The 20,945-nt window shown below is 67.9% G+C and carries 19 protein-coding genes and 1 pseudogene; 11 read left to right on the top strand and 9 right to left on the bottom strand.

All coding sequences use genetic code 11. From position 1 onward, the window contains the following. Positions 1-62 precede the first annotated feature (62 nt). From GKZ92_RS22265 to GKZ92_RS22285, 5 genes are read left to right on the top strand one after another with little or no spacing between them, the layout of a single operon-like run. Positions 63-1,175 carry a hypothetical protein gene (locus GKZ92_RS22265; RefSeq protein WP_042376022.1) on the top strand — a complete coding sequence of 371 codons (1,113 nt, stop codon included), beginning with the start codon at positions 63-65 and terminating at the stop codon, positions 1,173-1,175. After that, the gene (locus GKZ92_RS22270; protein WP_006361069.1) at positions 1,172-2,422 is read left to right on the top strand and encodes an HpcH/HpaI aldolase/citrate lyase family protein; all 1,251 of its coding nucleotides are present in this window, start codon (positions 1,172-1,174) and stop codon (positions 2,420-2,422) included. Before GKZ92_RS22265 ends, GKZ92_RS22270 begins: the two co-directional genes overlap by 4 nt. Further along, the gene (locus tag GKZ92_RS22275; RefSeq protein WP_042376024.1) at positions 2,419-3,732 is read left to right on the top strand and encodes a phosphoribosyltransferase family protein; all 1,314 of its coding nucleotides are present in this window, start codon (positions 2,419-2,421) and stop codon (positions 3,730-3,732) included. Before GKZ92_RS22270 ends, GKZ92_RS22275 begins: the two co-directional genes overlap by 4 nt. Next, complete coding sequence (locus GKZ92_RS22280; RefSeq protein WP_006361071.1) at positions 3,729-4,847, top strand: cysteine protease StiP family protein; 1,119 nt, start codon at positions 3,729-3,731, stop codon at positions 4,845-4,847. The genes GKZ92_RS22275 and GKZ92_RS22280 overlap by 4 nt, the downstream gene beginning before the upstream one ends. Next, entirely contained in the window at positions 4,844-5,716 is an 873-nt protein-coding gene (locus GKZ92_RS22285) for an HAD family hydrolase (RefSeq protein ID WP_155225646.1), read from the top strand. The genes GKZ92_RS22280 and GKZ92_RS22285 overlap by 4 nt, the downstream gene beginning before the upstream one ends. Here the strand turns inward: GKZ92_RS22285 and GKZ92_RS22290 are convergent. Next, positions 5,661-6,404 (bottom strand): response regulator, encoded by a 744-nt coding sequence (locus GKZ92_RS22290; RefSeq protein WP_035753974.1) that lies wholly within the window; start codon positions 6,402-6,404, stop codon positions 5,661-5,663. The genes GKZ92_RS22285 and GKZ92_RS22290 overlap by 56 nt on opposite strands. A gap of 280 nt (positions 6,405-6,684) precedes the next feature. On the opposite strand from GKZ92_RS22290, the gene GKZ92_RS22295 reads away from it, so the two are divergent. From GKZ92_RS22295 to GKZ92_RS22310, 4 genes and pseudogenes are all read left to right on the top strand, one after another. After that, entirely contained in the window at positions 6,685-7,371 is a 687-nt protein-coding gene (locus GKZ92_RS22295; protein WP_006361074.1) for a helix-turn-helix transcriptional regulator, read from the top strand. A gap of 63 nt (positions 7,372-7,434) precedes the next feature. Then, positions 7,435-7,953 (top strand): hypothetical protein, encoded by a 519-nt coding sequence (locus GKZ92_RS22300; RefSeq protein ID WP_006361075.1) that lies wholly within the window; start codon positions 7,435-7,437, stop codon positions 7,951-7,953. Further along, positions 7,950-8,567, top strand: a pseudogene (locus tag GKZ92_RS22305) (SRPBCC family protein). The gene GKZ92_RS22300 and the pseudogene GKZ92_RS22305 overlap by 4 nt, the downstream one beginning before the upstream one ends. Before the next feature lie 57 nt (positions 8,568-8,624). Beyond that, positions 8,625-10,016, top strand: a complete 1,392-nt coding sequence (locus tag GKZ92_RS22310) for an acyl-CoA synthetase (protein ID WP_042376031.1) — start codon at positions 8,625-8,627, stop codon at positions 10,014-10,016. A 126-nt stretch (positions 10,017-10,142) separates the two neighbouring features. Here the strand turns inward: GKZ92_RS22310 and GKZ92_RS22315 are convergent, their stop codons facing one another. From GKZ92_RS22315 to GKZ92_RS22325, 3 genes are all read right to left on the bottom strand, one after another. Next, the gene (locus tag GKZ92_RS22315) at positions 10,143-10,994 is read right to left on the bottom strand and encodes a type IV toxin-antitoxin system AbiEi family antitoxin domain-containing protein (protein WP_042376033.1); all 852 of its coding nucleotides are present in this window, start codon (positions 10,992-10,994) and stop codon (positions 10,143-10,145) included. A gap of 199 nt (positions 10,995-11,193) precedes the next feature. Next, a complete protein-coding gene (locus tag GKZ92_RS22320; protein WP_035753969.1) occupies positions 11,194-12,381 on the bottom strand; it encodes an alpha/beta fold hydrolase in 1,188 nt (395 codons plus the stop codon). Further along, positions 12,378-13,487, bottom strand: coding sequence for a homogentisate 1,2-dioxygenase (locus tag GKZ92_RS22325; RefSeq protein WP_042376035.1), 1,110 nt, complete (start codon positions 13,485-13,487; stop codon positions 12,378-12,380). The genes GKZ92_RS22320 and GKZ92_RS22325 overlap by 4 nt, the downstream gene beginning before the upstream one ends. Before the next feature lie 206 nt (positions 13,488-13,693). Between GKZ92_RS22325 and GKZ92_RS22330 the strand changes: the two genes are divergently transcribed. Together GKZ92_RS22330 and GKZ92_RS22335 are read left to right on the top strand one after the other, a co-directional pair. Beyond that, on the top strand, positions 13,694-14,308 hold the full coding sequence (locus GKZ92_RS22330; RefSeq protein ID WP_006361081.1) for a TetR/AcrR family transcriptional regulator: 615 nt from the start codon (positions 13,694-13,696) through the stop codon (positions 14,306-14,308). A 57-nt stretch (positions 14,309-14,365) separates the two neighbouring features. Then, on the top strand, positions 14,366-14,950 hold the full coding sequence (locus GKZ92_RS22335) for a GNAT family N-acetyltransferase (protein WP_035754043.1): 585 nt from the start codon (positions 14,366-14,368) through the stop codon (positions 14,948-14,950). Here the strand turns inward: GKZ92_RS22335 and GKZ92_RS22340 are convergent. From GKZ92_RS22340 to GKZ92_RS22360, 5 genes are read right to left on the bottom strand one after another with little or no spacing between them, the layout of a single operon-like run. Beyond that, the gene (locus tag GKZ92_RS22340; RefSeq protein ID WP_006361083.1) at positions 14,877-15,683 is read right to left on the bottom strand and encodes a DUF429 domain-containing protein; all 807 of its coding nucleotides are present in this window, start codon (positions 15,681-15,683) and stop codon (positions 14,877-14,879) included. The two genes, GKZ92_RS22335 and GKZ92_RS22340, sit on opposite strands and share 74 nt — an antisense overlap. A gap of 2 nt (positions 15,684-15,685) precedes the next feature. Next, complete coding sequence (locus GKZ92_RS22345; protein WP_006361084.1) at positions 15,686-16,987, bottom strand: TrpB-like pyridoxal phosphate-dependent enzyme; 1,302 nt, start codon at positions 16,985-16,987, stop codon at positions 15,686-15,688. A 57-nt stretch (positions 16,988-17,044) separates the two neighbouring features. Further along, a complete protein-coding gene (locus GKZ92_RS22350; protein ID WP_035753963.1) occupies positions 17,045-17,713 on the bottom strand; it encodes a response regulator in 669 nt (222 codons plus the stop codon). Then, positions 17,713-19,365 (bottom strand): ATP-binding protein, encoded by a 1,653-nt coding sequence (locus tag GKZ92_RS22355; protein ID WP_035753962.1) that lies wholly within the window; start codon positions 19,363-19,365, stop codon positions 17,713-17,715. Before GKZ92_RS22355 ends, GKZ92_RS22350 begins: the two co-directional genes overlap by 1 nt. Before the next feature lie 54 nt (positions 19,366-19,419). Beyond that, positions 19,420-20,856, bottom strand: a complete 1,437-nt coding sequence (locus tag GKZ92_RS22360; protein WP_035753961.1) for a CitMHS family transporter — start codon at positions 20,854-20,856, stop codon at positions 19,420-19,422. Positions 20,857-20,945: the final 89 nt, after the last annotated feature.

Consider the following 20,945-nt stretch of genomic DNA (forward strand, 5'->3'; position numbering starts at 1 on the left):
TACGTCGTTGGTTCGGCAACGATTCACGCACGAGTTCCGCCTCACCTGCATCATCGGAACAAATGACAGCGACCTTCCTGGAGTCCGAGACGGTCCTCGCCGAAATCGATCCGGCGGTCGCGGTGGTCGCCGCCACCGACCCGCGCTCGCAGCTGCGCGAGGCGTGGTCGGCGATCCGGGATCAGCACGCCCAGGTGACCGCCGACTACCTCCAACTCGTCTCCCCGCCCGAGGGCACGCGCGTCCGGCAACAGGACTACGACCGCACCACCGAGGCCCTCCGGGCGGTCACGGCGTCGATGCGCGGCTTCGCCGAGGCGAACGCCGGCGCACTCCGACGCGCCCGTTCCGCGGTGCAGACCGCGAACGCCCAGGACCACGAGGCGCGCGTCGCCTCGCATCGGGCGATGACGGCCCTGGAGAACGCCGGTCCGGCGATCGGCCGGCTGCAGTCGGTGACCCGGGCCACCGACGAACTCGACCGGGCGTTGAGAGTTTTCGAGCAGAGTTCAGCCCTCCGTGAGCGGCAGCCGGCGGCTGCGACGGTCATCACGTCGGCACAGCGGCTCGAGAGCCTCCTCCGTGAGGCGCCCGCGTTCGCCGACCGCGCCCGTCGGGTCATCCGGTCGGTGGAAACCCGACGCAGCGCCATCGCGACCCGCAGCGCACAGGTTCCCGACACGCTCTCGACGTTGCGCCGGGAGTTCAGCGCGGACTGTTCCACCGACCTGGAGCGCACCGAGACCATCGTCGACGAGCGTCTGGCCCATGCGGATACGGCGATCTCGACGGCGCGCGGAATGCTCGCCGACGCACCCGACCAGGCAATCGAACAGGCCGACGCCGCCCGCGATGATCTGTCCGTCGCGGAGGCCGCGGTCGACGCCGCCCTGGATCGGCTGAGGCTCCTGCGCGAGGTGCGCGCCGATCCGCAGGACGCCGAACGAGGCGTCCGCTTCCGACTCCGCGACGCCCAACGCTTCGCGGTCAACCATTCTCTGGTTGACGAATGGGGCTCGGTACTCGATGCTCAGGCCGACCGGATCGAGCGTGCGAAGGGGGAGCTCGATCGCGTCCACCCCGACTACTGGGGATATCTGACCCAGTTGCGGGCCGTGGACGACCGGATCAGCGAGATAGTTTCCCGGATGAGAGGACAGGTGGCCGCACGATGACCACCACGGCACGCCACGACGATCCCGGGCTCGAACCCGGAACAATCCGGCATTTCGGTCAATTGGGACTTGCTACGCGCGAACAACTGTTCTTCCGGCAACCGGAGTCGATCGATCGGACCTGGCCCGCACAGAGATTGGCGATCGCGCTCGGCGCCACCCTCTACGTGCCCGCCACCCGTCCTGATCTCGCCGACGTCATCCGCAAGCGGCGGGCCGAGGGCGTGATCTCGATGGTCATCGACCTCGAGGACGCGGTCGCCGACCACGAGGAGGCCGATGCCATCGATCACGCGGTCGCCGCCCTGCGCGACATCGGGGAGAATCCCGGCGAGCCGATGCTCCTGTTCGTCCGGCCGCGATCGGCCGACCGCGTTCTGCGCATCGCCACCGCCCTCGCCGGCCCGTCGGCCGCAGGTGCACCGTCTGCGAGCACCCCATCAGCGCTCACCGGTTTCGTCATCCCGAAGTTCAACTCCGCCAACGCCGAAGAGGCGCTTGGCGCCGTCGCCGAGGCGAGTGAACTTCTGGGACAACATCTGTGGGTGATGCCGGTCCTGGAGTCCGCCTCGGTGGTCCACCGGGAGACACGCGACGAGGAACTGACCACCCTGGCCGCGCATCTCAGCGCACACCGCGCCAGCGTGCTCGCCGTTCGTATCGGGGCCACCGACATCTGCGGTTACTTCGGAATCCGCCGGGACCGCGACCTCACGATCTACGACGTCCGGGTCGCCGCCGACGTCATCGCCGGCATCGTCAACCACCTCGGACGCACCGACGAATCCGGCTTCATCGTGACCGGACCGGTGTGGGAATACTTCGCCGACCACGAGCGTATGTTCCAGCCGATGTTGCGGCACACACCTTTTCGCGAGAGTGACGCCGTCTATTTCCGGCAGCAGCTGGTCAGCCGGGACATGGACGGCTTGCTGCGCGAGATCTCGCTCGACCGCGCCAACGGCCTCCACGGCAAGACGGTGATCCATCCGGCACACGTCGCCGCCGTGCATGCGCTGTCCGCGGTGACCCACGAGGAGTATCACGATGCGCTCGACATCCTCTCCGGAGAAGCCGGCGGCGTCCGGGCGTCGTCGTACCGGAACAAGATGAACGAGCTCAAACCACATCGCAATTGGGCGCTACGCGTGATCGACCGAGCCGCCGCCTTCGGCGTGACCCGGCAAGGCGTCAGCTTCGTCGATCTCCTGACCGCCCTCGCCGCCCCGGGACCCACCGCCCGGTGAACGCAGTGAGCCACGATCCCTCAGACCGCGAACCGGACTGGGTCACCACCCGCTTCGGCGTGGAGGTGACGTCCGACGGCACCGGTCATGCCGAGCACGAAGTGCGTGACCTCGTCGTCCTCGGTCTGCGCCACAACAAGCGGCGGGCCCACCTCCTGGTCTCGACCGTTCTCGGCAAGCACATCCCCACGCCTCCCCACGTGGTTCGCCGTGCTGCCGACGACCTCGGTGCGGCGATCATCGAGCAGATCGGCGCCGACGCCGCGCGCGACTCCATCGTGTTCGGCTTCGCCGAGACCGCCACCGGACTCGGACACTGTGTCGCCCAACGGATCTCCGCGTCCCGCTACTTACACTCGACGCGTCGTCGGCTTCCCGGCGTAGTCGTGTCGGGAACCTTCGAAGAGGGGCATTCGCACGCCACCACCCACCTGCTGCAACCCAGCGATCCGCGCTTTCTCGACGCGACCACCCCGGACGAGACGCTGATCCTCGTCGACGACGAGATCTCCACCGGCACCACGGCGCTCGGCGCGATCGAGACGATCGTCGCGACACGCCCGCGCGCACGGTTCGTCGTCGCCTCACTCGTCGACATGCGTAGCGCCGATCAGCGGGCCATCTGCGCCAAGGCCGCCGCCGACCTCGGCGTGGAGGTCTCCTACGTCGCACTGGCACACGGCTCGGTCACGTTGCCGCCCACTCTGCTCGACGACGTGTGGGAACTCACCTCGGACACGCTCAACCCCGTTGTGCCGGAAAGAGCGGGCGTCACCACACTCGACCTCGACTGGCCGAAGGGGACGCCGGACGGCGGCCGCCACGGGTTCGCGCGATCCGATGCGGGGCCGTTCCGCGACGCGACCGAGGCCGCCGCCGCGACCATCGCGAAACATCTCGATCCGCAGCGTCCCGTCGTGGTGGTCGGACACGAGGAGCTGATGTACGCGCCGCTGTGCATCGCCGAAGGCCTCGAGCAACGAGGCTTCGTGACCGGCTATCAGACGACCACTCGGTCGCCCGCGCAGGTCCACAACGTGCCCGGCTACCCGCTGCGTCGAGGATTCCGTTTCCTCGCACCCGAATCCGATCCGGAGACACCGCGCTACATCTACAACGTCTCGTCGGACGCCCTGCCCGATCCCCAGGTGGTGGTCGTGATCGACACCCCAGCCGACACCCCTGAACTCCGCTCCCCCGGCGGCCTTCTCGACGTCCTCACCACCGCAGGCCATCCCGTCACACTGGCAATCCTCCCGGCAACCGACCAGACGCAACTCCGCGCATCACGACAGGCGGTCAACCCGTGACGTCCACACCCCCGCTCCGCGGTCCCGACTTCGGTTCCTACGCACCCGACGAGGTGACGTGGCTGCTCAAGGATCTCTCCGACATCGCGCTCGAGGGCGACCTGCACGAGCGGGAACGTCGAATCCAGTCGGGTAAGGCGCATTACGCCGAGTCCCTGCCGATCGAGTACCAGCCGGGACGCGAATACCAGGACCTCTTCCAGGCAACGCTGCAGTCTTCAGCACAGCGACTCGCCGAGGCGGTCGGGGTCGTCTCCGAACTGATTCTCACCGAACGGCATTCGTCGCCGACACTTGTGTCACTCGCGCGAGCCGGGACACCCGTCGGCATCCTGATCCGCCGGTGGATGCAGGCGGTTCACGGGATCGAGCCCCAGCACTACACGATCTCGATCGTGCGTGGTCGCGGGATCGACACGGTCGCCCTGGACCACATCGTCGAACGCCATCCCGCTGAGTCGATCGTCTTCGTCGACGGCTGGACCGGAAAGGGTGCGATCCAGCGCGAACTCACCGCGGCGCTGGCCGAGTACGCGCAGCTTCCCGGCCGCCCGGCACTGCACGACGAGCTGGCGGTGCTCGCCGATCCCGGCTCCTGCACCACCCTGTTCGGTACTCGCGACGACTTCCTCATCGCGTCGGCATGCCTGAACTCCACCGTGTCGGGGCTGGTGTCGCGCACGGTCCTCAACGCCGACCACATCGGTCCGGGAGAGTTCCACGGCGCCAAGTTCTATCGGGATCTGGCCGAGTTCGACGTCTCCGGTCGGCTTCTCGATGCGGTGAGCGCCGAGTTCCCCACCGTCGCCGACCGCGTCGCCGCCACGCTGGCCGCCATGACAGCGGAGCATCGGACGCCGACCTGGTCGGGATGGCGATCGGTCGAACGGATTCAGCTCGACTACGGATTGTCGTCGATCAACCTGGTCAAGCCGGGCGTGGGCGAGACGACCCGCGTGCTGCTGCGTCGCGTTCCGTGGCGGGTCCTCGTCCGCGCCGACGACCTGCCCGAGCACCGCCACATCCGACTCCTCGCCACCGAACGCGGAGTGCCGGTGGACGTCTCGCCCGATCTCGCCTACTCGTGTGTCGGGTTGATCAAGGAGGACGCGTGAGCGTGCTGGTCGCCACCGACCTCGACCGGACGATGATCTATTCGCAACCGGCGATGGGCGAGGCACAGTTCGCCGCCCTCGACACCGTCTGCGTCGAGATCTACCGCGACGCCCCGCTGTCGTACATGACGACCACCGCCGTCCAGCTCCTCGCCCACCTCGCCGACGAGGTGCCGGTGATCCCGACGACGACTCGGACGCCGGACCAGTACGAGCGAATCGCTCTGCCCGGCGGACCGTTTCGGTACGCCGTGGCGAGCAACGGCGGACGAATCCTCGTCGACGGAGCCGATGACCCGGCCTGGCGTCACCAGATCGAACGCGTGGTGTCCGCCTCAGGCGCAGGCCTCGACGAGGTACTCACCGAACTGCGCACCCGCATCGACGATTCCTGGGTGAAGTCGCTGCGGATCGCCGACGACCTGTTCTGCTACCTCGTCGTCGAACCCGCGGCCCAGCCGCATGAGTTTCTGCCCGCGTGGCAGGACTGGTGCGCGGCGCACGGGTGGACGGCCTCGCAGCAGGGTCGCAAGATCTACGCGACGCCCCGGTCGGTCACCAAGTCCGCGGCGATCGCCGAGGTGCGTCGGCGCCTCGTCGACGACGGCACGATCGGGACGGACGCGCAGCTGTACGCGGCCGGTGACGGGTGGTTGGACGCCGACCTTCTCGAGATCGCCGACCACGCGATCCGCCCACGCCACGGCGAGCTCGAGCTCCTCGGCTGGACGACGCCAGGTCTCACCGTCACCGCCGAGACCGGCGCTCTCGCCGGGGTGGAGATCCTCGAATGGCTCCACGCCCGGTGTTCGGTCAGGCCGGCATCGGACCCAGCACGTCCGAGTGCCCGTGCCGTCGGCACCAGCTGATCAGGTACCGCGCGTGCAGACCGCACCAGCGGTAGACGGCGGCCTGCGACATCGGGGACGAAGTCGGTGCCTCACCACGCTCGGAGATGATCGGGCCGAGGTAGTGACTCGTCACCTTGTTGGCCGTGTTGGGTGACACCTTGGCCGCGCGCGCCAGACTCGCACCGTCGGACGCGTTGCCCGAGGCGATCGCGCCCGCCAGGCGTCCCGCGGTATGACCCCGCTGGCCCGTGAACAACTCATACAGAGGCCTCCGACGCGGAGGCCCCGGCTTCTCCCCCAGCACCTGACCGAGCGCCACCGCGCGCACCGCGCGCATGAGTGTCGCGAACCCGTCGGACTTCGAGATGACGCCCGCGACCTCGTCGCGCAGTCGCGCCTCATCGAGATGATCGGATTCGAGCCCATGGCCCTGGGTCGCGAGGATGACCGGCGCCTGACGGTCGTGTTTGTTCAGGGCGTCGATGGCGTCGAGCCCGTCGAAGCGCCACTCCAGGTCAGGGCGGTTCCAGATGAGGTCGGCGATCACGACGTCGAAGCGGACGTGGCCGGCAACCGAGCGGGTGAACTCGTCCTCGCTGGTCGCCACGGTGACGACAGCGTGTTCGAGCGCGCCTTGGAGAGGGCCCGCCACGACGTGGCCGAGCGGGGAGGCGACGAGCACGCGAAGACGATTCGGCACGTGCATGATTTTGCCTGATGCGGGCCATCCGTGCGTGATCACGCATTTACTGGAGTCATTCGAGCCAATTATGGCTCGATTACTTATCAATCGGGCCGGAAAGGCAGTGACTTATCGAGCAATGTTCGTAACCCTAGAGAAGTAGACGTTGAGAGCAGTTCATCTCTCCGCCTGCCAAACCGATCGCGAGCAAGGTCGATCACGGCTCCCATCATGCCGCCGGGTCGAGAGAATTGGCGGCACGCGGGGCCGGCAGCAGGATTCTGTCGACAGGAGGACGGTACCGATGTCAGCCCCTCTGGATGAACTTCACCGCCAGCACGAGACAAACCCGCAGCCCAACGTGTCCCGACTCAATTCGGTCGGCCGGACCGTCCCGCAATCCGCCGGGTCGCAGCCCCACTCCCATCTGAGACGCCTCGCCGTCGTGGTCGCCGAAGGCGATCTGTTCGACGCCGCACTGGTGGCCCTCATCGAGGGGGCCGGCTACGGCGCCACCCTGGTCGAGCCTGGGCAGATTCCCTCCCTGCGCAATCCCGCCGTCCTCCTGGTCAGGTCGCCCGGCTCGCTCGCTAAGGTCCGGCGTGCGTCGATGCTGCGCAATGTGCGCGTCGTCTTCCTCGGCGACGGGATCGCCTCCCGCGACCACATCCGCATCTCACCCCGTTCGCCGGGCGCCGAATCCGCATTGCGTCAGGCCCTTGCCGCGATCGTCGGCCCGCCCGATCAGCAGTCGACCCCGCACGCGCCCGCCGACCGCGTGCGGGTGACCGAACGCGAGCGAGAGATCCTGCAGACCTACACCCTCGGCGCCACACTCCGCGAGACTTCGCAGGCACACCAGATCGCGGAGAGCACGGTCCGCGAGCACTACCGCCGCGTCGTGCGTCGTTACGAAGAAGCCGGGCGACCCATCGGCAACAAGGCCCAGCTCCTCCTCGAGTTCATGGCCGACGGTTGGGTTCGCCCCTGAGAACGTCCTGGTCAGGGACCTAGTACCCTCGACGCCGACTCGCCGGGCGCGCAGACTGGAGGTATGAGGTCAACACCGGGCCTCCGCCGCCCGCTCACCATCGCTGCCGGATACCGACGTACCTGGGCCGCTGCGCTGCTGGCTGTCGTCGAGTTGCTCGTCGCGTATCAGGCGATCGACGGTGGTCTGGCGCTCGCCGACGACCGGTGGAAGATGCCTCGGGAGTGGCTGCAACACACGCCGTTCGACAACTGGACCGGCCCCGGCCTCGTACTCATCGCAGCGATCGGCGTGCCACATGCGCTCGCGGCACTGGCCGTCGTCGTCCTGCCTGTCGACGCCCGGCTCGGCATTCTCGGGGGTCTGCTGAGCGGCGCGTCGTTGGTGGCATGGATCGGCATCCAGATCGCGCTGCTCCAGATCTTCTTCTTCCTGCAACCGGTCATCGTCGTACTCGGGATCATCGAGATCTGCCTGGCGATCCTATGGCGGCGCACGCTGTCGCGCCGCCCGGTACCGCGGCCCGACGACCCGTATCCGACTCGCCCCCTGTCCGCCGCGTCGAACCGGGACCCGGAATGAGGAGCGGCCCGATCATCGCAGGTCTGCTGGCTTCGACCGCGTGTTCCGCCGCTGCGTACTGCGCCTAGGTCCGGCCGTGGGTGATGACCTGGGGCGCAACGGACGAGGAGGTGGCCGCAGCACTCCCGGGCGACGAGTTCCTGCCCGACGCCGACGGTGTGGCCACGCGCGCGATCACGATCGACGCACCACCGGACGCGATCTACCCGTGGCTGGCTCAGATGGGACCGTCGCCGCGGGGCGGCGCTTACACCTACGACTGGATCGAGAACCTGCTCGGGCTCGACATGCACAGCACCGACCGGGTGCTCGAGGAGTTCCAGCATCCGGTCGTCGGCGAGACGATCGGTGTCGGACCCGAGGCCTCCCGCATCGAGATCGCCGACCCCGGCCGCGCATTCGTCACCCGGACCACCGACGGTGACTGGGTGTGGTCGTTCACCCTGGTCCCCGACGGCGACTCGACGCGGCTGATCAGCCGGAACCGCTTTCGGCTGCCCGGGCTGGGCAAGAAGCTGGCGATGATCCCGATGGAGCCCGGGTCGCTGATCATGGAACGCAAGATGCTCCACGGGATCAAGGAGCGGGCCGAGGCTCTCGCGCACGCCGGGTGACCTCGCAGGTCGCGCCGGGTCCACGGGACGGCGCGCCGGTCGTGGCACAGTGAGAGGGTGCTCCTGCCGACGTTGACCCCCACTGCCCCGGACGATCCCGAAGTGATCCGGATAGGTGAAAATCGACTGTCACGGGAAGACCTGGTCGGTGCGGCCACCGCTGTCGCGGAACGGATTGCCGGTGCGCGCACCGTCGCGGTTCTGGCGCAGCCGACGGTCGAGACCGTTCTCGCGGTGGTCGGCGGTCTGATCGCCGGTGTGCCGGTGGTCCCGGTGCCGCCCGACTCCGGTCCGCGCGAATTCGCCCACATCCTGGCCGATTCCGGCGCACAGGCCTGGCTGGGACAGGGGCCGGCCGACGCCACACTGCCGGTGGTCCCGGTCCGTCGCTACGCGAAGTCGTGGCATCGGCATCCCGAACCCCACGCCGATTCGACGGCACTGATCCTCTACACCTCCGGCACCACGGGGCTCCCCAAGGGCGTGCCGATCACCCGTCAGGCCATCGCGGAGGGACTCGACGCACTCGCGGATGCCTGGCTGTGGACCGCCGATGACACACTCGCGCATGGCCTTCCGCTCTTTCACGTTCACGGGCTCATCCTCGGCGTTCTCGGGCCGCTCCGCCGAGGCGGCCGGTTGATCCACACCGAGAAGCCGACCGCGGCGGGGTATGCCGCCGCCGCCGAAGCCGGTGCGTCGATGTTCTTCGGGGTCCCGACCGTGTGGAGTCGCGTCGGCGCCGATCCCGAAGCCGCCCGAACGCTTTCCAGCGCACGCATTCTCGTGTCCGGCAGTGCCCCACTGCCGGTTCCCGTCTTCGACCGTGTCCGCGAACTCACCGGTCACGAGATCGTCGAACGTTACGGCATGACCGAAACCCTGATCACCGTCAGCACCCGGGTCGACGGCGAGCGTCGCCCGGGCTGGGTCGGACTTCCCCTCGCGGGAGTCGAGACTCGCCTTCGCGAGGGCGACGCCGACGTGCCCCACGACGGCGAATCCGTCGGCGACCTCCACGTCCGCGGACCGATGATGGCGTCGGGTTACCTCAACCGACCCGACGCGACCGCCGAATCCTGGCTCGACGACGGCTTCTTCGCCACCGGCGACGTCGCGGTCATCGACCCGGACGGCATGCACCGCATCGTCGGACGCCGGTCCACCGACCTCATCAAGTCCGGCGGCTTCCGCATCGGCGCCGGGGAGATCGAGACCGTGCTCCTCGCGCACCCGGCCGTACGTGAAACCGCGGTGATCGGCGTCCCCGACGACTATCTCGGCCAGCGGATCGTCGCGTATGTGGTGGCCGACGAGGTCGACGACACCGAGCTCATCGAGTTCGTCGCCGGCGAACTGTCGAACCACAAACGCCCCCGCGAGATCCGGTTCGTCGACTCCCTCCCCCGCAACGCCATGGGCAAGGTGCAGAAGAAGCTGCTCGGCTGAGGGCTTGCGGGTCATGCCCGGCGGCCCGCACCGAAAAGCGCCCCTGGAAAGCACCCTCGGTGGCGGTGCCGGCGGCGACATAGTGTCGTCGGGCGGGCTGTGGAGGGTGGAGATCAGGGGTCGATTTCAGGGGCGGTTTCCGGCGGCGGCGCGGTTGCGGTGGTACCCCTTCCGGACCGCGGCCGCGATGTCGGCGTACGTGGCCTCCCAGTGGCTGAACACCTGCGCGTAGGTGAGTCGCATCGGTAGATAGCCCAGCGGGATGAGCTTGCGGGACCTGACGCGGTCGCTTTCGTAGTCCTCCTCGCCGGTGTGGTGGGCCCGGCTGTCGAGTTCGATCGCGAGCCGCTCACCGACGAGCAGGTCGATCCAACCCACCCCGGGCACGTGATGCTGCACCTCGACGCGTAGCCCGGCACTCCTCAGCCTCAGGCGTGCCGCCGTCTCGGTTCCCGACGCCGCGAGCCGGTTGCACCTCTCGATTGCGTTCTTGATCGCGAGTGGGGCGAGTCGGAACTCGGAACGGAGATCGTCGTGGGTCAGCTTGCCGTGATGTAGTGCGGAGTCACACAGGATGACGAAGCCCTCCTCGTCGAAGCACCGTGCGGCGTACTGCAGTGCGGTCGCGACATCGTCGACGGCGGCCAGAGCCGGAGTCGGGCGGCCGTGGCGTCGGCAACGGTCGGGGGACCGACGTCGTTCGTACCGCGTCACGCGCGCATGGGACTCGACGGGATGGTCGGGAATCCACAATCCGTGGCGGAGCAGCGCACTCGCGCACGACACGACGGCGTGGTCGGCCACCGCCGCAACCACGTCGGGGTCGGCATCGGAAACCCGAAACCATCCGTGCCGAATCCGTTGGATCGCACCGGTTTCGACGGCACGTCGAATATCCGGCGTGGTCTCTCCGGATTCGAGCAGCTGGCGGGTCGACACCACACCCCCGAAGCGCTCGATGAGCTGGTCGTAGTCCATCGGTTCAGTGTCAGGTGCTGGGGACTCGATCGAGCGTGGCGTCCCGGGGGCTGTGGATAACTCCGCTGGAAACCGCCCCTGGAATAGACCTTCCACAACCGACTCGATGACACTATGTCGCCGGCGGCGCTACGGAGGGCGCATTCCGGGGGCGGATCTCAGGGGCGCATTTCAGGGCGGATCTCAGAGAACCCGGTGATCAGTTGGCCCAACCCCGCTCACCCATCCAGCCCGTGATGATGCCGACCGCCTCCTTGAGGTGCGGGATCTGTTCGCGCCCCGAATAGTAGTGCGTCGCACCGGTAATGGTGTGCAGCGTCTTGTCGGGGTGTCCGACGGCGTCGAACAGTCGGTGGGTGTGACTGGGCGTGCACGCGTTGTCGGCCGAGTTGCCGATGACGAGGGTCGGGACCTCGAGATCGGCGGCGCAGCGCGGACCGTCGCCGTGGGCGTCGTCATAACTCCACTGCGACAACCAGCTTCGCAGCGTCGTGAAGCGCGCCAGGCCGACCGGACCCATGTTGACGATGCGCGGATCACCCAGGTAGCAGCCCAGTTTGCGGCCGCTCGGGTCGACGGACAGGTCCAGCCACCGGGGGTCGGCCATGGTGCCGTGGACGATGAAACCGCGTTCCATCAGCGGCTCGCCACGGCCGCGAAGGTCGGCGAGTTGTTCCTTCACCCACGCGGTGATCCGGCGGTTGCGGTCGATCTGCGCTGCCCGGTACCGCTCCAGGAACTCCGCGGTGTACGGCGGCTGGTTCGGGTTGGCCGGGTTGTAGAGATCGAGCTCGGGATCGCGCTTCTCCGGGTCGGTTTCGTCGAGGATCGAGGGGTCCATCCACTCGGTCAGCGTCCCGTGCCGCGACACGTGGGCGGCGAGGAGCATCATGCCGTCCGCGGCCGGGAGGTCGAGCCGGGTGAGGTCTGGCGGTTCGCCCGCCGGGGTCTCGGTGACCGTCGCATGCTGGGCCTGCTGCTGGTAGTACAGCGACAGCGCACCGCCACCACTCCAGCCGGCCAGGATCACCTTCTCGTAGCCGAGGCGCTCCTTGGCGTCCTTCACGCAGGCGCCGAGATCCTGGACGACCTTCTCCATGATCAGCGCACTGTCGACGCCGCGATACCGGCTGTTGCAGTAGATGACGTGATGCCCGGCGCGGGCCAGCGCGTTGGTCATCGGCAGGTAGGCACCACCGCCGATCGGGTGCATGAAGATGATGACGTTCTTCGACGCCACGCCGACCGGCTTGAGGAGGTAGCTCTCCAGGACGACGCTCTCGGTGACACCGCCATAGGTGTCCTTGTACGCCGACGTGTCGTCGAAGACGACGAGGTAGGGAATGCGCTCGTATTCGTGGCGCGGCAACGTGTTCGGTGACGTCATACCTGTGCCTCTTCCTGGACCTCGGCCTGCGTCGACTCGGTCATGACGGGGGTCGCGATGAGACGACGACGCGTGTCGATCGCGATGACCTTCCACTCCACGCGGTCGAACTCGTCGAACTTGCGGCGCGACCGCTCGCGGGCGCGTTCGGGGATGCCGTGGTGGATGCCCTGCGGCGCATGCGAGATGAATCCCGGCGGCATGCCGGCGCCGAACAGGCTGCCGCCGTGGAAGAACGCGATCTCGTCGAAATCGGTGTTGCGGTGATACCAGGGCAGGCGCTCGGCACCCTTGCGGGCCTCGGCCGGGCGCGGCAAGAAGTTCATCACATACACCCCGGTGGCCTGCATGAACAGGTGCACGGTCGGCGGCAGGTGCACCGACTCCGAGGTGATGACGTCATAGTCGGAGATGTTGAACGTGAACGGGAACAGATCTCCGCGCCAGCCCTCGACGTCGAGCGGGTGGAAGGGATAGAACAGCGTCGTCTGTCCCTCGCGCTGACGGAAGCGGACCTCGTACTCGTCGCGTCCGTCGCCCTCGAAGACCTCGGCTTCCGGGACGCCGACCAGTGACGAATCGAACGGGAAGAACCGTCCGAGGACGCCCGGTTCCGGCACCCGGTACTCGTCGACCGCCTCGATGATCAGCAGCAGGGACTGGTCGTCGGGGATCTGCCGATACGTGCACCCCTTGGGGATGTAGATGTAGTCGCCCGGCCGGTAGGGCAGCCGACCGAACTCGGTCTCGAAGTAACCGCTGCCCTCATGGACGAAGATCAGCTCGTCGCCGTCGACCGGGCGGAACCAGAACGGCGCGGCCTGGCCTCGACGACTCAGCGAGATGCGGCAGTCGTCGTTGTAGAACATCAGCAGCGGCTCACCCGACGGGTCGATCTGGTCGGTCGGGGTCAGCTCGGTGACGAACCGGTCGACGCCCGTGTGCGTCCCGACCGCGCGGAACTGCGTCGGATCGTTGCGGCGGTAGAGGTGCGCAGTGCGTCCGGTGAACCCGTAACGACCGAGCTCGTCGTCTTTGAGGCCCTCGAGGTCGCGGTGGACCTGTCGCGGTGTGCGACCTTTCCGGTGCTGGATGAACGATTCCACTGGCTGACTCCTGTGTGAGTATCGGGAGAGCGACGGGCAGGCGCGATCACCTGCACGGGAACACTCCCCGACGGTTCCCGTGCAGCTTTTCTGATGCTAGATTCAGGTTCAGAATATGACAAGGACCACACCGTTCATCCGGACCTTCTCCGACCAACGTGAATGCGTGGTTCGATGAACTGATCAGTCCCCGGAAGGAGTACTCGGTGCCGCCGACGAACAAGGGACGTCAGACCGAGGCCGCGTTTCTCGACGCGGCGCGGCGTTGCTTCGCCGACAAGGGCTATCTGAACACCAAGATCTCCGACATCGCGGAGGCCGCGGGACGCTCCACCGGCTCGTTCTACAACTACTACGACAACAAGGATCAGCTCCTCGAGGCACTGCTGGATCAGTTCAGCGACGAGGTGGTCGAGGGTTCCCTAGCGACACGACACAGCGATCCCGAAGCCGGCGTGCGTGCCGCGGTCACCGCCTATTGGACGACCTACAAGAAATACCTGCCCGAGATCATCGGCCTGTTCCAGATGTCCATGCTCGACGACGAGTTCCGGGATCGCTGGCACGCCAACCGGGCGTCGGGGATCAAACAGGTGCTGGCGGGTCTGCACAGCGCGGAACGCGCCGGATACGACGTCGGCCTCCCCCTCGAGCCACTCGCGTCGGCATTGGTGAACACGCTCGAGTCCTCCTGCTGGTCCTGGCTCGCCGTCCGCGGAGGCGTGGTCGGGTCGATCCCCGATGACGACACCGCGATCGACATCCTCACCACCATCTGGTTCCGTACGGTCTACCGGTCCGCTCCGCGCATCCGACGCTGATCGCGGACAGGTTCTGGCCCTTGCGCCACGTCGGCGACGGTTGTGATGCTGGGACGCATGACGATCGACGTCCGGCCCGCGACGGTCTTCGCCGACATGGCGACGATCCTCGGCCCCAAGAAGCCGACCTCCAACGTGTGCTGGTGTCTCAGCTACCGCATTCCGAGCAAGGAGAATCAGGCGCTGGTCCGCCAACAGCGCGGCGAGTACGTGAAGGAACTGTGCGACAGCGGCATTCCACTCGGCGTCCTCGCCTACGAGTCGACGGACGACGGCGAGGACGTGGTCGGCTGGGCGGCGGTCTCACCGCGAGCGGACACGACCTTTGCGACCAGCCGCACGATCCCGCACGTCGACGACCTCCCGGTGTGGTCGGTCTGGTGCATCCGCGTCCGACCGGGCCACCGCAAGCGGGGGATCGCACATGCGCTCCTCGACGGCGCGGTCGAGTTCGCCCGGTCGAACGGGGCGCCGGCCATCGAGGGGTATCCCGTCGACAACCACGGCGAGAAGGTCGATCTCACCATGGCGTACGTCGGCACCCGGGGACTGTTCGACAAGGCAGGCTTCACCAAGGCCGCCGACACCGGCTCGGTACTGAACGGATTCCCACGCGTGCTGATGCGGAAGTCGTTGGGGTGAGGGTGTCCAGCTCACCGTCCGGGACGTGAATCCACCCCTCGCGCAACGCAACCGGCCGGTCGTCCGGGGAGGGAAGCGTCGTGGAGCCCAACTCCGCAGCGCGGGCGATCAACGCGGTGATGACGGCGTCGAATGCGTCGTCGTCGCTCCGCATCTGACCGATTCGCTCGCCGAGCTCCAGCCACGGTGCTGCAGTCCGGAGTGCATCGACGAGTTCGGTCAGCACGGTTCGATCGGCTGCGCGCTTGTAACCACGAGAGGTCAGTCCCCAGCGTTTGAGTGCGCCGGCGGGATACGCCTCGACGGCCCAGCCCTCGACACGATCCTCGACGCCCAGGTCGGCGAGGAGTCCCGCGCAGCGGAAGGCGACGTGGGCGATCTGATCTGCCGACACACTCAGAGGTCGGCCGAGGCCGGATTCGGCGATCCACCGGTCGGTACGACGCAGCGCGAGCGGGCGTCGATTGGCGATGTCGTCGAGTTTGCGGCCGGGAACCAAACCGCCGCGGTGATGTGCGACAACGAATTCCACGAAGTCATCGGGCCAGCCGAACGGCGAGTCGATCCCGATGCGCGTGGCGCCGTCGACGAGGCGTCGGATCTCGGCGTCATCGGCTCCGACGACCAGGTCCACCAGCTCGGTCCGGTCGTCGAACCAGTCGAGGACCGCGACCGCGGTCTTGGCCGGCGATGCGGACAGGTCGACACCGACCGTCCGCATCGCCGCGGTCATGCTCAGATGTTGCCGTCGAGGAACTCGGCGTAGGCGGGCAGATCGAGCTGGCCGTGACCGGACAGGCCGATGACCACGACCTCTTCCTTGTCACTGTCGGCGACGTGGGCCGCACAGGCCGCGATCGCGTGGGTGGACTCCGGGGCCGGGACAATGCCCTGCGCCCGGGCGAACTGCACGCCCGCGGCGAACGCGTCGTGCTGTGTGATGGCGACGCCCTCGACCAGTCCGAGCTCGACGGTGTGGCTCAGCGCCGGCGCCATGCCGTGGTAGCGCAGGCCACCGGCGTGGATCGGGTCCGGGACGAAATCCATTCCGAGCGTATGCATCTTGAGCAGCGGGGTGAGACCGGCGACGTCGCCGTGGTCGTAGCGGTACTCGCCCTGCGTGATCGACGGGCACGCGGCCGGCTCGGCGGCGACCACGCGCGGGTTCGACCGTCCGTGCAGCTTCTCCCGCAGGAACGGGAACGAGAGTCCGGCGAGATTCGAACCGCCTCCGGCACAACCGAAGACGACATCCGCACCGCCGGCTTCGACGGCGTTCAGCTGCTCGACAGCCTCTTGACCGATGACGCTCTGATGCAGCACGACGTGGTTGAGCACGCTACCCAGGGCGTAGCGGGTGTCGGCGTTCGCAGCGGCCACCTCGACCGCCTCGCTGACGGCCATGCCGAGGCTTCCGCTGGTGTTCGGGTCCTTGGCGAGCATCGCCCGGCCCGACTCGGTCAGGTCCGAGGGGCTCGGGTGGATCGTGCCGCCGTAGGTGCGGATCAGGAAGCCGCGGTACGGCTTCGAGCTGTACGAGGCGCGGACCTGCCAGACCTCGACGTCGATGCCGAACTGCGCGCCGGCGAAGGCGAGTGCGCTGCCCCACTGGCCGGCGCCGGTCTCGGTCGTCAGCTTGGTGACGCCGTCGAGGCTGTTGTAGTAAGCCTGTGCGACAGCGGAATTGGTCTTGTGGCTGCCGACCGGGCTGACGCCCTCGTACTTGACGTAGATGCGCGCCTTGGTGTTGAGCGCCTCCTCGAAGCGGCGGGCGCGGATCAGCGGCGAGGGACGCCACATCTTGTAGATCTCGCGGACGGGCTCGGGGATCTCGATGTAGGTCTCGCTGGAGACCTCCTGCGCGATGAGCCCGGCGGGGAACAGTGCGGCGAGGTCCTCGGGGCCCACCGGCTCCTTGGTGCCGGGGTGCAGGTGCGGGGGAATCGGTGTCTCGAGCTCGGCGGCGAGGTTGTACCAGTGCGTCGGCACACCGACCGTCACCAGATCGGGATTGGTGGCGTCTACTTGCGTCGTCATGGGTTGACACTCTAGTGCGCGAGGTCGGCGGCGTACCCCGCCCGCGGCATTATCAGGTCACGATTTGGGGCGCCGGTATTCCTGACGGGGTCGGCCGGTGGTTCCGTACTGCAGCGACATCCGCAGGCGGCCCGCGGCGACGAGATTGGCCAGGTGTCGCCGGGCAGTCGGAGCGGCGATCCCGACCTCGCGTGACACGTCGTCGGCGAACAGTGCGGTGTCGGGGTCGACGAAGAGGTCGAGGATGCGTTGCTCGGTCGGCGACCCGGCTTCCGACCGTTCCGCCGCGCGGGTGCCGAAGCGCAGCGCGGACAGCGCGGCGTCGACCGCGTGCTGGTCGACGTTCTCGCCGCTGAGGACGCGACGGTACTGCGCGTAGCCGGCGAGGCGGCGGGCGAGGTCGGCGTCGTCGAAGGGTTTGATCAGGTAGGCCAGCGCACCGGCGCGCATCGCGGTGCGGACAGCGCTCGCGTCGTTCTCGGCGCCGACGATGAAGCAGTCACAGTCGAGTTCGGCGACCAGGTCGATGCCGGAACCGTCGGGGAGGTAGACGTCGAGGAGTGCGAGGTCGATGTCGGGATGATCGACGAGGGCTCGTCGTGCTTCGGCCACGCTGCCGACCCGCGCACGGACGCTGAAGCCGCGCACAGCGTCGACGATCGTCGAATGCAGTGCGGCGACCCGGAAGTCGTCGTCGACGATCAGGACGCCCAGATCCCCTGTCATCACCTTTGCACTTCCTCGTCGGGCTCGGGCGCGATGATGCCCGGGAGCCGGGCGACGAACAGTGCGCCAGGCGGATCATGCTCCGGTGCCGGGGACCGTTCGCCGCCGGGGTCCGCGACCCACAGGTCTCCCCCGATCCGGCGTGCGACCTGCCGCGCGAGGGACAGGCCCATCCCCCGACCACCGGGCACGTGGTCGCCGGGTTTGGTGGTCGCTCCCTCGGCGAAGACCTCGTCGGGATCGTCGAAGGAGATTCCCGGACCGGAATCGCCGACCGATACGAACAGGGTGTCGCCGTCGGCGATCAGCTCGACCTCGACGATCCCGTCGGCCTGCCCGCTTGCTGCCTCAAGTGCATTGTCGATGAGGTTGCCGACGACGGTGGTGGCGACGACGGGTTCGGTGAGTGTGCCCTGCAGCCAGGTCTGGTCGCCGAGGCGGAGCGTGACGCGACGCTCCCGCGCGTGGGCGGCTTTCGCGTCGAGGAAGGCGTGGAGGTGGGGTTCGCGGACGTTGCCCAGTCCGGCGAGCAGCGCGCCGCCGGGGCCGCTCCCGAACAGCTCTTCGAGGTAGTCGAGCGCTTCGTCGGCATGGCCGTGGCGTAGGAGGCCGGCAAGGACATGCATTCGGTTGGCGGTCTCGTGACGCTGAGCGCGGAGGGCGGCGCCCATCGACCGGATGGAGTCGACCTCGCGACTGAGCGCTTCGACGTCGGTGCGGTCGATGACCGAGAGGACCATGCCGAGGTCGCGACCGTCGGCGTGCACCCGATGGGAGCTGACCAGGACGACGCGGTCGCCGACGGTGGCGGCGAGCGGCTCGTCGGTGGGCGTGGCCAGAACGGCCGCGATGCGGGGGGTGAGTCCGAGGTCGGCGGCCTTCGTCCCCACCGGAGCGTCGATGTCGAGAAGCGCGCGGGCCTTGTCGTTGACGACCCGGACGATGCCGTCGGCGTCGACGGCCAGCACTCCGTCGGCCATCGCGTGCAGTACCGCGCCCTGTTCACGAACGAGTTCGGCGAGTTCGTCGGACTCGAGGCCGAGGGTGAGCTTGCGCCAGCGCCGGGCCAGCATGACCGATCCGAGTGCGCCGATGCCCAGTGCGGTCAGCGCGAGGAGCGTCGTGGCGATGATGTCGCTGCGCGTTTCCTTCGCGATCCGTTCCGTCGAGACGCCGACGCTGACGAAGCCGACGATGCGACCGCCGGGGTCGAAGATCGGGACCTTCGCCCGGACGGACTCGCCGAGGGTGCCCCGGTCGGTCGCGACGTCGTCGGAGCCGGCCAGCGCCTTCGACGGGTCGGTCGACACCGGTTTCGCCAGTTCCGCGACCTCAGGGTGGGCGAGTCGGATGCCCTGGTCGTTGCCGATGACGACGAACAATGCGCCGGTCCGTTCCCGAACCGCGGCCGCCTGGCGTTGCAGCGGGCCGTCGACGAGCTCGTCCGCTTCCACGGCTCGACCCTGTTGAGCCGCCACCGCCACGCGGACCCCGGTGTCGGCGGCCACCGAACGAGCTATCGCCAGGGCTCGCTGGGCGTACTCGTCGCGGACACGATCGTCGGCCCCGGCGATGACGAGACCGAACCCGACCGCGAGGCTGACCGCGAGGACAGCGAGCTGCAGCAGCAGCACCTGCGTCCGTAAACGCATGACGTCAGCCTAGTGGCGGCGCTGAATGCAGCGCCGCCACCGACATCGATTCGCTCAGAACGGGATGGCTCCGACGAGCACACCCGCACCGAGCATGACCAGGGAGACCACCGTCGCCCGCCACAGGACCTTCTTGTGATGGTCGGCGAGGGTGACGCCGGCCAGCGCGACGAGCAGCAGGATCGCCGGGACCAGCGGACTTTGCATGTGGACCGTCTGACCGGTGATGGACGCGCGAGCCATCTCGGTTGGGTCGATGCCATAGCGCGTCGCGGTCTCGGACAGGACGGGCAGCACACCGTAGTAGAAGGCGTCGTTGCTCATCAGGAAGGTGAACGGGATCGACAGGACGCCGATGACGACGGCCATGTGCGGACCCATCCAGTCGGGGATGCCGTCGGCGAGCCAGTGTGCGATGGCGTCGACCATGCCGGTGCCGTTGAACACTCCGGTCAGCACCGCGGCGGCGAGGACCATGGCGACCACCGACACGATGCTCGAGCTGTGCCGGGTGATGGCCGCCTGCTGCTGTTTGACGTGCGGGAAGTTGACGGCGAGGGCGATGCCGGCGAAGACCATGAACAGCACGGGGATGGCGAGGATGTCGGCGCCGAGGATCGCCAGCAGGGCGACGGTGAGGCCGGCGTTGAGCCACAAGAGCTTGGGCCGGAGCGTTTCCCGGTTCGGGTCGAGGACGCCGGAGAACGACTGGTCACGACCCGGGGTCTCGTCGGCTTCGGAACCCGTTGCCGTCGAATCGATTTCCGACGATCCGCCGGTGCTGCGTCGGGGCGGGGTCGGCGGAAGGGTCGTGCCGGTGCCGGCGGCGACCAGGACCTCTTCACGCGGAGCCAGCAGCGACTCCTTCATCTCGAGGGTGCCGATGCGGCGACGTTCGAGGACTCCCAGGTGGTAGGCGAAGAGGAGTACGACGACCAGCGCGGCGCCGAGCGCAGGGATCATCGGGACGAAGACGTCGTTGGTGTCGATGTTGAGCGCACTCGCGGCGCGGGCGGTGGGACCACCCCACGGGAGGATGTTCATGGTGCCGTTGGCGAGACCGGCGACGACGGTCAGGACCACCGGGCTGACACCGAGTTTCACGTACAGCGGCAGCAGCGCTGCGGTGGTGATGATGAAGGTCGTCGACCCGTCACCGTCGAGCGAGACGACCATCGCCAGAACCGCGGTGCCGACGACGAGCCGGGCCGGGTCGTCGTGCACCGCGCGGATGACGAGGCGGACCACCGGGTCGAAGAGCCCGACATCGATCATGATCCCGAAGAAGATGATCGCGAAGAACAGCATCGCCGCGGTGGGTGCGAGGTCCTTGATGCCGTCGGTGATCATGTCGCTGATGTCGAGGCCGGCTCCCGCGAACAGGCCGAACGCAACCGGGACGAGGATCAGCGCCACCACGGGCGTGGCCCGTTTGGTGATGATCAGGACCATGAAGGTGGCCACCATTCCGAGGCCGAGTGCTACCAACATTGTCTAGCTCGATTCTGATGTGGATGTGAGGACGACCACATTTCGGTGGCCACATCAGAAGTGTTGGGGCAGACGTCGACACAGTCACG

Source organism: Gordonia sp. 135, from assembly GCF_009720185.1.
Lineage (GTDB): Bacteria > Actinomycetota > Actinomycetes > Mycobacteriales > Mycobacteriaceae > Gordonia > Gordonia alkanivorans.